This window comes from Muricauda brasiliensis (genome assembly GCF_003057865.1).
GTDB classification, from domain to species: domain Bacteria; phylum Bacteroidota; class Bacteroidia; order Flavobacteriales; family Flavobacteriaceae; genus Flagellimonas; species Flagellimonas chongwuensis.
The window spans coordinates 25,182-39,697 of the sequence record NZ_QBTW01000019.1 but is presented as its reverse complement, the minus strand read 5'-3'; the positions used below and the strand labels follow the sequence as shown (position 1 = coordinate 39,697).

Annotated in this window: 11 protein-coding genes; 5 read left to right on the top strand and 6 right to left on the bottom strand. The window is 43.2% G+C overall.

The annotated features are described in order from the left end of the window. Window positions 1-5 precede the first annotated feature (5 nt). The 5 genes from recG to leuB all read left to right on the top strand — a co-directional run bounded on the left by recG (window position 6) and on the right by leuB (window position 7,045). Window positions 6-2,111 (top strand): ATP-dependent DNA helicase RecG, encoded by a 2,106-nt coding sequence (gene recG / locus DCK90_RS14905; protein ID WP_108247007.1) that lies wholly within the window; start codon window positions 6-8, stop codon window positions 2,109-2,111. 200 nt (window positions 2,112-2,311) lie between these two features. After that, the gene (leuC, locus tag DCK90_RS14900) at window positions 2,312-3,724 is read left to right on the top strand and encodes a 3-isopropylmalate dehydratase large subunit (protein WP_108247006.1); all 1,413 of its coding nucleotides are present in this window, start codon (window positions 2,312-2,314) and stop codon (window positions 3,722-3,724) included. Window positions 3,725-3,798: 74 nt separating this feature from the next. Beyond that, on the top strand, window positions 3,799-4,395 hold the full coding sequence (leuD, locus tag DCK90_RS14895; RefSeq protein WP_108247005.1) for a 3-isopropylmalate dehydratase small subunit: 597 nt from the start codon (window positions 3,799-3,801) through the stop codon (window positions 4,393-4,395). Between the two features lie 31 nt (window positions 4,396-4,426). Then, the gene (locus DCK90_RS14890) at window positions 4,427-5,944 is read left to right on the top strand and encodes an alpha-isopropylmalate synthase regulatory domain-containing protein (protein ID WP_108247004.1); all 1,518 of its coding nucleotides are present in this window, start codon (window positions 4,427-4,429) and stop codon (window positions 5,942-5,944) included. Window positions 5,945-5,986: 42 nt separating this feature from the next. Then, window positions 5,987-7,045, top strand: a complete 1,059-nt coding sequence (leuB, locus tag DCK90_RS14885) for a 3-isopropylmalate dehydrogenase (RefSeq protein ID WP_108247003.1) — start codon at window positions 5,987-5,989, stop codon at window positions 7,043-7,045. 70 nt (window positions 7,046-7,115) lie between these two features. Here leuB and DCK90_RS14880 read toward each other — a convergent pair whose 3' ends face one another. The 6 genes from DCK90_RS14880 to ilvB all read right to left on the bottom strand — a co-directional run bounded on the left by DCK90_RS14880 (window position 7,116) and on the right by ilvB (window position 14,499). Continuing rightward, entirely contained in the window at window positions 7,116-8,708 is a 1,593-nt protein-coding gene (locus DCK90_RS14880) for an NADP-dependent glyceraldehyde-3-phosphate dehydrogenase (protein WP_108247002.1), read from the bottom strand. Window positions 8,709-8,867: 159 nt separating this feature from the next. Further along, on the bottom strand, window positions 8,868-10,133 hold the full coding sequence (gene ilvA / locus DCK90_RS14875) for a threonine ammonia-lyase (RefSeq protein ID WP_108247001.1): 1,266 nt from the start codon (window positions 10,131-10,133) through the stop codon (window positions 8,868-8,870). Between the two features lie 18 nt (window positions 10,134-10,151). Next, window positions 10,152-11,627 carry a ketol-acid reductoisomerase gene (gene ilvC / locus DCK90_RS14870; protein ID WP_108247000.1) on the bottom strand — a complete coding sequence of 492 codons (1,476 nt, stop codon included), beginning with the start codon at window positions 11,625-11,627 and terminating at the stop codon, window positions 10,152-10,154. Window positions 11,628-11,650: 23 nt separating this feature from the next. Beyond that, complete coding sequence (gene ilvN, locus DCK90_RS14865) at window positions 11,651-12,178, bottom strand: acetolactate synthase small subunit (protein ID WP_108246999.1); 528 nt, start codon at window positions 12,176-12,178, stop codon at window positions 11,651-11,653. An 8-nt stretch (window positions 12,179-12,186) separates the two neighbouring features. After that, entirely contained in the window at window positions 12,187-12,765 is a 579-nt protein-coding gene (locus tag DCK90_RS14860; protein ID WP_108246998.1) for an O-methyltransferase, read from the bottom strand. Further along, the gene (gene ilvB / locus DCK90_RS14855; RefSeq protein WP_108246997.1) at window positions 12,766-14,499 is read right to left on the bottom strand and encodes a biosynthetic-type acetolactate synthase large subunit; all 1,734 of its coding nucleotides are present in this window, start codon (window positions 14,497-14,499) and stop codon (window positions 12,766-12,768) included. Window positions 14,500-14,516: the final 17 nt, after the last annotated feature.

Sequence of the window (14,516 nt, the reverse complement as noted above, 5' to 3'; positions counted from 1 at the left end):
GTTCGATGAATCCCAATTTTCTACAAACTCCCATAGCATATTTAAAAGGCGTTGGCCCCAACCGGGCCGATATTTTAAAGGCCGAATTGGGCATTGAGACCTTTAGGGACCTGCTACATCTGTTCCCCAACCGCTATTTGGATAGAACGAGTTACTATAAGATAAATCAATTGCAACCGAGCGGTGCCGATGTACAGGTGGTTGGCAAAATTGTCCATATAAAAATGGTGGAACAAAAACGGGGTAAGCGTTTGGTGGCCACTTTTGTAGATGAAACGGGACAAATGGACCTGGTTTGGTTTCGAGGCCACAAATGGATCAAGGAAAATTTGAAACTGAACGAACCCTACGTGGTTTTTGGACGGGTCAACAAATATGGCAGCACGTTCTCGATGCCCCATCCCGAAATGGAAACCTTGCAAAAGCATCAACAAGGATTAAAAATGGTGATGCAGCCCATCTACCCTTCCACTGAAAAATTGAGCAACAAGGGGATTACCAATCGGATTATCGGGAAAATGATCCAACAATTGTTCCTAGAATGCAAGGGTAAATTCCCTGAATCCCTGTCCCCCAATATTTTGGAAGAATTAAAACTGATTTCAAAAAGCTCCGCGTTGTTCAATATTCATTTTCCGAAGAATCAAGAATTATTGGCAAGAGCTCAGTTCCGGCTAAAGTTTGAGGAGTTATTTTTTGTGCAATTGCAGCTCATTTCCAAAAATATGATGCGCAAACAAAAAATCAAGGGGATGCCTTTTGACGCCGTAGGCGAAAAGTTTACCGAATTCTTTGAAAACCACTTGCCCTTTGAATTGACCGATGCACAAAAACGGGTTATAAAAGAAATCCGAAACGATTTAGGGAGCAACGCCCAAATGAACCGACTTTTGCAGGGTGATGTAGGTTCCGGAAAGACTATTGTAGCTTTAATGTGCATGCTTTTGGCGATTGATAACGGCTTCCAGACCTGTTTGATGGCTCCAACCGAAATTTTGGCGACCCAGCACTACAACGGACTCAAAGAGCTATTGGAGAACATGGACGTTAAAATTGCTCTCTTGACAGGGTCTACAAAAAAATCCGAACGCACCTTGCTCCACAATCAACTGGAAAATGGAAATCTGAATATACTGGTGGGTACCCACGCGGTTTTGGAGGACAAAGTTCAATTTAAAAACCTCGGTTTGGCCATTGTGGATGAACAACACCGTTTTGGTGTGGCACAACGATCAAAGTTGTGGCATAAAAACAACACGCCTCCCCATGTTTTGGTGATGACGGCCACTCCCATCCCTAGAACTTTGGCGATGAGTCTTTACGGTGATTTGGATATTTCGGTGATTGATGAGCTGCCTCCTGGCAGAAAGCCTATTAAAACAGTCCACAGGTTCGACAGTAATCGATTGAAGGTGTTTGGCTTTATCAAAGATGAAATCAAAAAAGGAAGGCAAATCTATATTGTGTATCCACTGATTCAAGAATCTGAAGCTTTGGACTACAAGGACTTAATGGACGGATATGAAAGCATTGCCCGCGACTTTCCACAGCCCGAGTATCAAATCTCCATTGTGCACGGACAAATGAAACCTGCGGACAAGGACTACGAAATGGAGCGCTTTGTTAAAGGAGAAACACAGATTATGATTGCCACAACAGTAATTGAAGTAGGTGTAAACGTACCTAATGCTTCAGTCATGATTATTGAAAGTGCTGAACGTTTTGGCCTTTCCCAATTACATCAGCTTCGAGGGCGTGTGGGAAGAGGTGCAGAACAAAGTTTTTGTATTTTGATGACGGGCAACAAACTTTCCGAAGATTCCAAGACCCGATTACAGACCATGGTGCGCACCAATGATGGTTTTGAAATTGCGGAGGTCGACCTAAAACTCCGTGGACCCGGCGACTTAATGGGTACGCAACAGAGCGGTATGCTCAATCTTAAGATTGCTGATATTGTAAAGGACAATCAAATCCTGAAAACAGCCCGTTATCATGCTATCCAGTTGCTGAAAGAAGACCCAAGATTGGAAAAAGCGGAAAGCGCACCTATTTTAAATGCCTATTCCAAAATGATGGCCAACAAAACCATCTGGAATTATATTAGTTAGCAGCGATTTAGGTTTGTAATTGAAACATGCCGCAATTCTCCACACTTCTTTGTTATAAATTGAAAATCAACCCTTACCATTTGTTAACTTTAAAAATAACCCATTGAAATTGCGGTTGAACATCGTAATTTTACAACTAACCGAAAATCGGTTTACACACAAATTTTAACTTTGTAGGCTTACAAATTATCGAATACACAATGAGCAAGACACTTTTTGATAAAGTTTGGGATTCCCACGTGGTAAAGCATATTGAAAACGGTCCGGATGTACTTTTTATCGACAGGCATTTGGTCCACGAAGTAACGAGTCCCGTAGCTTTTTTAGGATTAAAAAACAGAGGAATAAAAGTATTGTATCCAGAGCGCACCTTTGCGACCGCCGACCACAATACACCTACCCGAAATCAACACTTGCCCGTCAAAGACCCCTTGTCTGCCAATCAGTTAAGGGCTTTGGAAGAAAACGCCAACGCTCACAACATACCTTATTGGGGACTTGGACATAAGAAAAACGGAATCGTTCACGTAATTGGCCCAGAAAACGGAATTACCGTACCTGGGGCCACTATTGTTTGCGGGGATTCACACACTTCCACACACGGAGCATTTGGTGCCATCGCTTTTGGTATCGGAACCAGCGAAGTGGAAATGGTATTATCGACCCAATGCATCATGCAGCCCAAACCTAAAAGTTTGCGCATCAATGTGAATGGGCAATTAAGCGAAGCTGTTACCCCTAAAGATGTAGCGCTTTTCATTATTTCCAAATTGTCCACTTCAGGTGCAACCGGCTATTTTGCCGAATATGCAGGTGATGTCTTCAAAAATATGTCGATGGAAGGTCGTATGACGGTTTGTAACCTAAGTATTGAAATGGGTGCCCGTGGCGGTATGATCGCTCCCGACGAAACCACTTTTGAATACATTAAAGGAAGGGAATACACTCCAAAAGGGAAGGATTGGGATGCAGCCATGGAATATTGGAGCACTCTTTATTCTGATAACGATGCTGAGTTTGACAAAGAAGTGACTTTTGACGCCAGTGAGATAGAACCTATGATCACTTTCGGTACCAACCCAGGGATGGGCATCGGTATAAGCAAGGATATTCCTTTGGCAGAGAGTATTGATGGCTCTCCTGCCACTTACAAAAAATCCTTGGAATATATGGATTACAATGAAGGTGAGGCCATGGTCGGCAAACCTATCGATTTTGTGTTCTTGGGAAGCTGCACCAATGGTAGAATTGAAGATTTTAGAGCTTTTGCCTCTATCATTAAAGGGAGAAAAAAGGCAGATAATGTGACTGCTTGGTTAGTTCCCGGTTCCCACAAGGTAGAAGCAGCCATCAGAGAAGAAGGTATCTTGGATATTTTGACCGAAGCTGGTTTTGAATTGAGAGAGCCTGGCTGTTCCGCTTGTTTAGCGATGAACGATGATAAAATTCCAGCTGGAAAATATGCGGTGAGTACTTCCAACAGAAACTTTGAGGGACGACAAGGGCCAGGGGCTCGTACCCTATTGGCAAGTCCTTTGGTGGCTGCAGCAGCCGCTGTTACAGGAAAAGTGACCGACCCAAGGGAATTAATGCAAGAAGAAGTTTTAGCTTAACAATAAACAATGCGCAATTAGCAATGCAGAATCAATTGCTAATTGATAATTGAAAACTGATAATTGAAAGAAAAATGGCTTACGATAAATTCAACATACTAACAAGTTCCGCGGTACCTTTACCTATCGAGAATGTGGATACCGACCAGATTATTCCTGCTCGTTTCTTAAAAGCTACCGAGCGTAAAGGTTTCGGGGACAATTTGTTCCGTGATTGGAGATATAACTCTGACGACACACCCAAAGAGCAATTTGTACTCAACAATCCTATCTACTCCGGTAAAATCTTGGTAGGAGGAAAAAACTTTGGTTCCGGTTCTTCAAGGGAACACGCAGCTTGGGCGGTATATGACTACGGCTTTCGTTGTGTAGTTTCTAGCTTTTTTGCAGATATTTTTAGAGGTAACTGTTTGAACATCGGTGTTCTTCCGGTTCAGGTGAGCCCTGAATTTTTGGACAAAATCTTTAAGGCAATTGAAGCCGACCCAAAAACCGAGTTGGAAATCAATCTTCCGGAACAAAAAATTACCATTTTAGCTACGGATGAGAGTGAAAGCTTTGACATCAACGATTACAAAAAAGGTAATATGCTCAATGGTTTTGATGATATCGACTACTTGTTGAACATCCAAAAAGATATTGAGAAATACGCTGAAAGCACGCCTTTATAATCCATCGTCTGGAACACTACGGCATTAAAGAATGAAAACACGCACCATAGAAATTATGGACACCACCCTACGGGATGGTGAACAAACCTCTGGGGTTTCCTTTTCCGCCTCGGAAAAACTCACCTTGGCCAAACTCCTGCTGGAAGAACTCAAGGTGGACCGTATTGAGGTGGCCTCTGCCCGTGTTTCGGAAGGAGAACTGCAAGCAGTTAAAAACATTACCGAATGGGCTGAAGCGGAAGGCTTGATTTCAAAGGTAGAAGTATTGACCTTTGTGGATAACGGAGTATCTCTAAAATGGATGAGAGAAGCCGGGGCAAAAGTTCAGAACTTGCTGACAAAGGGTTCATTAAACCATTTAACTCATCAACTTAAAAAGACTCCAGAACAGCATTTTGCAGAAATTAAAAATGTAGTTTCCGAAGCTCAAAAGCTCGGCATTGAAACAAATGTCTACCTAGAGGATTGGAGCAATGGAATGCGCAATTCCAAAGACTATGTTTTCCAGTTTTTGGATTTTTTAACTCAACAACCCGTTAAACGAATTCTGCTTCCAGATACCTTGGGCGTACTGACCCATACAGAAACAGGAGCGTTTTTTAAGGAAATCATTGAAAGATATCCAAATACGCATTTCGATTTTCACGGACACAACGATTACGATTTGAGCGTCGCCAATGTGATGGAAGCATTGAAAGCTGGCGCCCATGGTTTGCACCTTACCGTAAACGGAATGGGGGAACGAGCGGGCAACGCACCGTTAGCAAGCGCCGTAGCCGTAATCAATGATTTTTTACATGAAATTAAGATTGGGGTAAAAGAATCATCACTTTACAAAGTAAGTAAATTGGTGTCCGCCTTTACCGGTTTCAGCATACCTGACAACAAACCTATTGTTGGTGACAATGTATTCACTCAAACAGCTGGAATACATGCGGATGGAGATAGTAAAAAGAACTTATACTTTAACGATTTATTGCCCGAGCGTTTTGGTAGAAAACGTAAATATGCGCTAGGTAAAACATCAGGAAAGGCCAATATCCAGAAGAACCTTCAGGAGCTTGGATTAACCTTGAACGATGACGAATTAAAAAAAGTCACAGAGCGAATCATTGAGCTTGGCGACAAGAAAGAACGCGTTACAAAGGATGACCTGCCCTACATCATTTCCGATGTTTTGGACAGCAACCTTCATCAACAAAAGGTATTTGTGAAATCTTATGTATTGACACACTCCAAAGGATTAAAACCCTCTACTACCCTTTCCATTGAAATCGAAGGAAAGATTTATGAGGAAAATGCCCAAGGTGACGGGCAGTTCGATGCGTTTATCAATGCTTTGAAAAAGGTGTACAAAAAAGAGGGACGTTCATTACCAAAACTGGTGGATTATGCCGTTCGTATTCCTCCAGGAAGTAATTCTGACGCCCTTTGTGAAACCGTCATCACTTGGCAGACCAAAGAAAAAGACTTTACCACTCGTGGATTGGATTCGGACCAAACGGTATCTGCCATCAAGGCCACGGAGAAAATGTTGAACTTAGTATAACAGACTTTGATAATTGTTTATTGATAACTGATAATTGATATAATGAAACTAAACATAGCGCTCTTGGCCGGAGATGGAATTGGCCCCGAAGTAATTGATCAAGCCGTAAAAGTATCAGATGCCGTAGCCGCAAAATTCGGTCACGAAATTAGCTGGACTCCAGCCCTAACCGGTGCTGCTGCGATTGATGCCGTTGGTGAACCTTACCCGGACGAAACCCACGAAGCCTGTGTTGCTGCCGATGCCGTTCTTTTTGGCGCTATTGGCCATCCACGATTTGATAACGACCCTTCCGCCAAGGTACGTCCCGAGCAAGGTTTGTTGAAAATGCGTCAAAAATTGGGATTGTTCGCCAATGTTAGACCAACATTTACTTTTCCATCACTGATCGATAAATCCCCTTTGAAAAAAGAAAGGATTGAGGGAACTGACCTCGTTTTTCTTCGTGAACTGACAGGAGGCATCTATTTTGGAAAGAGAGGTCGAGAAGATAACGACAATACCGCTTACGACACTTGCACCTATACACGCGCCGAAGTAGAGCGTTTAGCAAAGAAAGGCTTTGAAATGGCAATGCAACGTAATAAAAAACTGTGTTGTGTGGACAAGGCTAACGTGTTGGAAACTTCCCGTTTATGGAGGGAAACCGTTCAGAAATTGGAAAAAGACTATCCCGAAGTGGAAGTGTCCTACGAATTTGTGGACGCCGTAGCCATGCGTTTGGTGCAATGGCCGAGCTCCTATGATGTTTTGATTACGGAAAACTTGTTCGGAGACATCTTAACGGATGAAGCTTCCGTGATTTCTGGATCTATGGGATTGATGCCTTCTGCTTCTTTGGGAGAGAAGACATCTTTGTTCGAACCTATCCACGGTTCTTATCCACAAGCTGCTGGAAAAGACATTGCTAACCCATTGGCAACGGTTCTTTCTGCCGCAATGATGTTCGAAACGGCATTTGGACTAAAGGATGAAGCTGAAGCCATTCGTGAGGTAGTGAACAAATCATTGGCCGAAGGTGTGGTGACCGAAGATCTTGCTGATGGCGGAAAAGCATATAAAACCAGTCAAGTTGGGGACTGGCTGGCAGAACATATTTAATCAACTCCACATAAAACCAAGAAAAAAGCCCCGAAATTCGGGGCTTTTTATTTTTTAAAAGTTTTTAAGCTTACAATATATAGTCAGTACTCAAAAAGTTGCTCACTTTTGCCTCCATTAGTTGTTCCACCGTTTGAACGTTCAAGTTGTTGTCTTTGAACGCCACAAAGGTCCTGATGGAGAAGGAACGCAACGCATCGTGAACACTTAAGGTGGATTGTGCCGAATCTTTTCTTCCTGTAAATGGATACACATCCGGCCCACGCTGGCACGAGCTGTTCAGATTCACTCGGCATACCAAGTTCGCTAACGTGTCGATGAGCGGAGATAGTGTATACACATCCTTGCCGAACAAACTTACCTGCTGTCCGTAGTTGGATTCTGCCATATCATCCAAGGGCTCTTCAATATCCTGAAAAGAGAGCACTGGAATTATTGGTCCGAATTGCTCTTCTTGATACACCCGCATATCCTTAGTTACCGGGTACAATACCGCTGGCCAGATATAATTATCAAAATGCTTCCCTCCTTTTTTATTGATGATTTTTGCACCTTTCGACAACGCGTCATCCAACAACTCTTGGATATAAGCTGGCTTATCCGGCTCAGGAAGTGGCGTCAAACTTACACCATCATCCCAAGGATTACCGAATTTCAATGCATCCACTTTCTCGGCAAAGCGTTTCAGGAAATCATCCTTTACTTCATCGTGTACATACACCACCTTTAACGCTGTACAGCGCTGCCCATTGAAGGACAATGTACCCGAAATACACTCATTGATGGTCAAATCCAGCTCGGCATCCGGAAGTACAATGGCCGGATTCTTGGCCTCCAAGCCCAAAACCAAACGCAATCTGTTGCTCTTGGGGTGCTGCTCTTGCAAAGCATTCGCAGACTTACTGTTCCCTATCAAAGCTAACACGTCCACCTTGCCTGTTTGCATTATGGGGGCCGCTACGGTTCTTCCTCGACCAAAAAGTATATTTACCACTCCTTTTGGAAAACAACTCTGAAAAGCTTCCAAAAGTGGTGTAATCAACAAAACTCCATGTTTTGCCGGCTTAAAAATAGTTGTATTCCCCATGATGATGGCTGGAATCAACAAAGCAAAAGTCTCATTCAACGGATAGTTGTATGGCCCAAGGCACAACACCACCCCAAGAGGCCCTCTACGGATGTGGGCATAAACGCCATCATGCTTTTCAAATTTGGCATTGTTGCGATCCAATTGTTTATATTCCTCAATGGTGTCATAAATATACTCAACGGTACGATCAAACTCTTTATATGAATCTGGTTTGGATTTACCTATCTCCCACATCAAAAGCTTTACGACCTCTTCACGCTTTTGCTCCATTTTCTTTACGAAGGACTCCATGCATTCCACACGGTCCTTCACCTTCATGGTAGGCCAAAGTCCCTGCCCCTTATCGTAAGCAGCTAAAGCGGAATCCAAGGCGTCCAAAGCTTCCGCCTCCCCCATATCAGGAACACTCCCTAAAGTTGTTGGGGCGTATTCTTCCGTGGATGATATCGTGGAAATTACAGGACTGGTTTCACCATCCCATTTTCGTAGTTCCCCATTGACCAGATATGTTTTTTGATGAATCTCTTCGGTAATTTGAAAAGCTTCCGGTATTGCTGTTGTAGTTGTTGCCATTAGTTGTTGTTTTTAAGCGATTAGTGTTGATAAATGGTCGCCCATTTCACACAAAGCTAACATAAAAACCCTTGAAAATCATGCTGTTTTTACGCAAACGCTTTCGTGTAGATTGAAAATCAAACTTTATAATAACGATGCTTGAAAATGTTGGTAGCATCACACCAAATACTGAAACAAATCGGGTTTGTTGTTGAGATAATCCCCAAAGAAATTATTGTCTTTCATACGTTGAACCAAAGGTTCTAGGTCTTCGGGCGATTTAAGTTCCACCCCGACAATAGCGGGAGCATTTTCCCTGCTCGATTTTTTGGAATATTCAAAGTGGGTAATGTCGTCATTCGGACCTAAAATATCTACCACAAACTCTTTCAATGCGCCTGGGCGCTGTGGGAACCTAACTATGAAATAGTGCTTCAACTGGGCGTAAAGCAAAGCCCTTTCTTTGATTTCGGCGGTACGGGTAATATCGTTGTTGCTTCCACTCACCACGCAGACCACATTCTTACCTATGATTTCTTCCTTGAAATAATCCAAGGCTGCGATCGTCAAGGCACCTGCGGGCTCCACTACAATGGCATCCCTATTGTATAGGTCCAGAATCGTTTGGCACACTTTACCTTCGGGAACGGTCATCATTTGATGCAGGTATTCTTTACAAATGGGATAGGTCAATGAGCCTACTTTCTGCACTGCTGCTCCATCGATAAACTTATCGATGTTCTCCAGTTCCACCAATTTCCCTTGCTCAATGGATTTTAGCATGGATGGTGCTCCTTCCGGCTCCACTCCTATAATTTTGGTCTTGGGCGATAAAGCTTGGAACGTACCGCACAGTCCCGATGCCAATCCTCCTCCACCAACGGCCACAAACAAGTAATCGATGGGCTCGCTGGATTGTTGCAATATCTCCAAACCAACAGTTGCTTGCCCTTCGATGGTTTTTTCATCATCAAACGGATGGACAAAGGTTTTCCCTTCTTGCTCGCAGAACAGTTCGGCGGCTTTTTTGGAGTCGTCAAAAGTGTCTCCTTCCAAAACTACATCCACCCATTCGCCTCCGAACATATTGGTCTGGTCTATTTTCTGTTTTGGGGTAACCACGGGCATATAAACGGTCCCTTTTACCTGTAAATGACTGCATGCAAAAGCAACGCCCTGCGCGTGGTTGCCAGCGCTGGCACAGACCACACCATTAACCAGTTGATTTTTGGAAAGTGAGCTTATTTTGTTGTATGCGCCACGTATTTTATAACTACGTACCCTGTGAAGGTCTTCCCGTTTAAGAAGAATATTGGCCCCATGGGTTTTGGAATAGCGGATACTTTGCTGCAAAGGTGTGACCTCGGCCACTTGGGCAATGGTTTTTGCTGCTTGATAAATATCCGCTATTTGCGGAAAGTATGTTTCCACAGTTTCACTCATAGGGCCAATGGTTTTGTTTTATCCGATTGGCTTCATGGCAGTCATGGATGCACGCAATCTAGCACCAACAACCTCTACATCATGCTCACGGATGGCCTTGTTCACTGCGATCAACCTTACGTTATCCACACCAGCGTCTTTACCTTCTCCGAAATGTTTACCTATGATGTCGGTCTCCACAGTTTTCATGAAATCGGTCAACAACGGCTTACAAGCATGGTCGAACAAGTAACAACCGTACTCTGCCGTATCGGAGATAACGCGGTTCATTTCGAACAATTTCTTTCTTGCAATGGTGTTGGCGATAAGCGGGGTCTCGTGCAGAGATTCATAGTATGCAGACTCGCCAATGATGCCAGATTCGGTCATGGTCTCATAGGCCAATTCCACTCCTGATTTCACAAAAGCGACCATCAAAACACCATTATCGTAGTATTCTTGCTCAGAGATTTCCATATCACCTGCCGGAGTCTTTTCGAAAGCGGTCTCCCCTGTGGCAGACCTCCAGTCCAATAGGTTTTTATCGCCATTGCCCCAGTCTTCCATCATGGTTTTGGAGAAATGTCCGCTCATGATGTCATCCATATGTTTTTGGAACAACGGACGCATGATAACTTTTAGTTCTTCAGCCAAATCAAACGCTTTTATTTTGGCAGGATTGGATAAACGGTCCATCATATTGGTAATGCCACCTTGCTTCAAACCTTCGGTAATGGTTTCCCATCCGTATTGGATCAATTTGGAAGCATAGGCTTTATCAACTCCTTTTTCAACCATTTTGTTGAAGGAAAGAATAGATCCCGTTTGCAACAAACCACAAAGAATGGTCTGCTCTCCCATCAAATCCGACTTTACTTCCGCCACAAATGATGATTCCAGCACGCCCGCTTTATCCCCACCTGTTCCTGCAGCATAGGCCTTGGCTTGTTCCAAACCTTTTCCTTCCGGATCGTTTTCTGGGTGTACGGCAATCAAAGTTGGCACACCGAAACCTCTTTTGTATTCTTCACGCACTTCGGAACCTGGACTTTTTGGCGCCACCATGATCACTGTAAGGTCCTCACGCACCTGCATTCCTTCTTCCACAATATTGAATCCGTGGGAGTATGATAGGGTTGCCCCTTTTTTCATCAAAGGCATTACTGTGCTTACCACATTGGTGTGCTGTTTGTCCGGAGTAAGATTGATGACCAAATCGGCGTCTGGGATCAATTCTTCATAAGTACCCACAACGAAGTTGTTTTCCTTGGCATTTTTGAACGATTGCCTTTCTTCTTTGATAGCTGCTGCACGCAAGGCATAAGAGATGTCCAACCCGGAATCACGCATGTTCAATCCTTGGTTCAACCCTTGGGCTCCACAACCAACAATTACAATTTTCTTTCCTTTTAGTGCGGTAACACCATCAGCGAACTCGCTGGAATCCATAAATCTACATTTTCCCAACTGTGTCAGTTGTTCGCGAAGTGATAGTGTGTTAAAGTAATTTGCCATTTTAATATTTGATTTTACGCTATTTAGTTTTCTTGAAATTCTTGTAATATTTCGCTTATCGGCATTGCCGCTTTAGTTACCGTTATACGACCTGAACGAACAAATTGCATAATGCCATAGGGCAAAAGTGCATCGTGCATTTCATCGATTTCATGTCTACGGCCAGTTTTGGCCAATGCAAAAAACTCACGGTTTACGGTTACGATTTGTGCATTGCTTTCTTTGATGATGTTTTGAATCTGCCTTTCATCGAACAACAAGTGCGAAGCAATTTTGAACAATGCCGATTCTTGATAAATGGTTTCATCATCGGTGTGATAGTATGCCTTGATGACTTCAATCTGTTTTTCAATTTGACCTACTATCTTGCGTGTCCAATCCTCGGTGGTAAAGACTACAATCGTGAATTTAGAAACACCTTCAATCTCTGATTTTGAAACATTTAAGCTTTCAATATTGATGTGTCGCTTTAGGAATATTCCAGATATTCTATTGAGCAGTCCCACATGATTTTCGGAATACACCGAGATGGTATACCATTGTTTTCCCATGTTATTTTTTATTTTTTTACTGCAACTATAAGTCCTGTGGACCAGTCCATCTTTGTTATTGTAATATCTTTTCTTTTCTCGATCGTTTTGACCAATTTGTTGGCCTTTTCTTCATGTCCCTCAGGCCAATTGGGTTGCTTCTTCATATCATCGATTACATAAAATCCGCCTATTTTGAGCATACCCAAAACAGTGTCCAAATGACTGTATTTTCCTGGCCATGCGTCGGCAAAAATCAAATCGAAAGTATCACCGTTGTATTCCTCCAACCATTTCTCTCCATCATCACACACAAGCTCCAATCTATCTTCGTCTTCAAAAAACAGCTGGGCCGCTTCAATAAGCTCGGAATCATTGTCAACGCTTAATATTCTTGAATCCTCGTCCATTCCTTGAATCATCCAAGATAAGGACAAACCGATTCCTGTGCCCAACTCCAAAAAGTTACCAGCAGGTTTTGATGCCACTAAGGTCTTCAAGAGAGTGCCAATATAAATATCAGAAGGCATGGTGAATCCCATCTCCTTGCTCTTCTCAAGCAAATCTTGATATTGCTTGGGCCGTTCTATGATAGCGGATTGATCCATTTATTTCAATCTAATATCAGATACCGAAGCTCCAGATGGAATCATTGGAAATACATTATCCTCTTTTTCCACTTTAACCTCCAAGAAATATGGGTCTTTGGATGCCATCATTTCTTGAACGGCCTCTTGAAGGTCGCCTCGCTCGGACACCCTTCTTGATTTGATATGATATCCTTCGGCAATTTTCACAAAATCAGGATTTGTCATCACAGTTGACGCATATCTCCTGTCAAAGAAAAGTTCTTGCCATTGACGCACCATCCCCAAGTGATCGTTGTTCAATACCACAATCTTGACCGGTACATTATGTTGGAAAATAACACCTAACTCCTGAATGGTCATCTGATACCCGCCATCACCGATAATTGCGACCACTTCGCGGTCCATGGCCCCCATTTTGGCTCCAATGGCCGCAGGAAGACCAAATCCCATGGTCCCTAATCCTCCCGAGGTTATATTGCTCTTGGATTGCTTGAACTTGGCATATCTACACGCAATCATTTGGTGTTGACCCACATCGGAAACCATTACGGCCTTGTGACCGGAAGCTACATTGATCTGTTCAATAACCTCACCCATGGTCAACCCTTCTTTGGTCGGGTGAATATCGTTTTTGATCAAAGTATCGTATTCGATTTGATACATTTTATCAAACTCGCCCTTCCAATCCTTATGTTCCTTTTTGTCAACCAATGGCAGTATGTCGGCCAAGGTTTCTTTGGAATTGCCCAAAACGGCAACATCTACCTTCACATTTTTGTTGACCTCGGCAGGATCTATTTCAAAATGAACAATTTTGGCCTGCTTTGCATAGGTGTTCAAATCACCTGTTACACGGTCATCAAAGCGCATTCCAATAGCTATGAGCACATCGCATTCGTTAGTCAGCATATTGGGCCCATAGTTCCCGTGCATGCCCACCATTCCAACATTCAACGGATGGTCCGTATCCATGGCGGAAAGACCGAGAATGGTCCAGGCCGCTGGAATACCTGTTTTTTCAACAAATGCCTTGAGTTCGGCTTCGGCCTCGCCCAAAATCACACCTTGTCCAAAAACGATAAATGGTTTTTTGGCACTGTTGATCAATTCGGCAGCTTTTTCCAAACTACCTATCTCAGGCTTTGGAGCCGGTTTGTAGCTTCTGACCTTGGTGCATTTTTCGTATACAAAATCAAGCTCATCAAACTGGGCGTTCTTTGTAATATCTATTAAAACTGGGCCCGGCCTACCAGATTTGGCAATATAAAATGCCTTTGCCATGATTTCGGGTATTTCCTCTACCCTTGTTATTTGATAGTTCCATTTGGTAACCGGAGTGGAAATACCAACAATATCTGTTTCTTGGAATGCATCGGAACCCAACAAACTTCTTGTCACCTGACCGGTAATACAAACCATTGGGGTCGAATCTATCTGCGCATCGGCAATTCCCGTCACCAAGTTAGTGGCTCCAGGTCCAGAAGTCGCCATGGCAACCCCTACTCTGCCCGTAACCCTTGCATATCCTTGAGCTGCGTGCGTAGCGCCTTGCTCGTGCCGCGTAAGGATATGGGTAAGTTTATCCTGAAACTTATATAATTCATCATAAACGGGCATAATTGCTCCACCAGGGTAACCATAAATCAAATCGACACCCTCTGCCAACAAACAATGAATAATGGCCTCTGCGCCGGTGATTCTGATTGCTTTTTGACTCTTACTATCTTTTTTTTGCGCTTTTAATGTCTCCATAAGCTTAAATTAAGGGA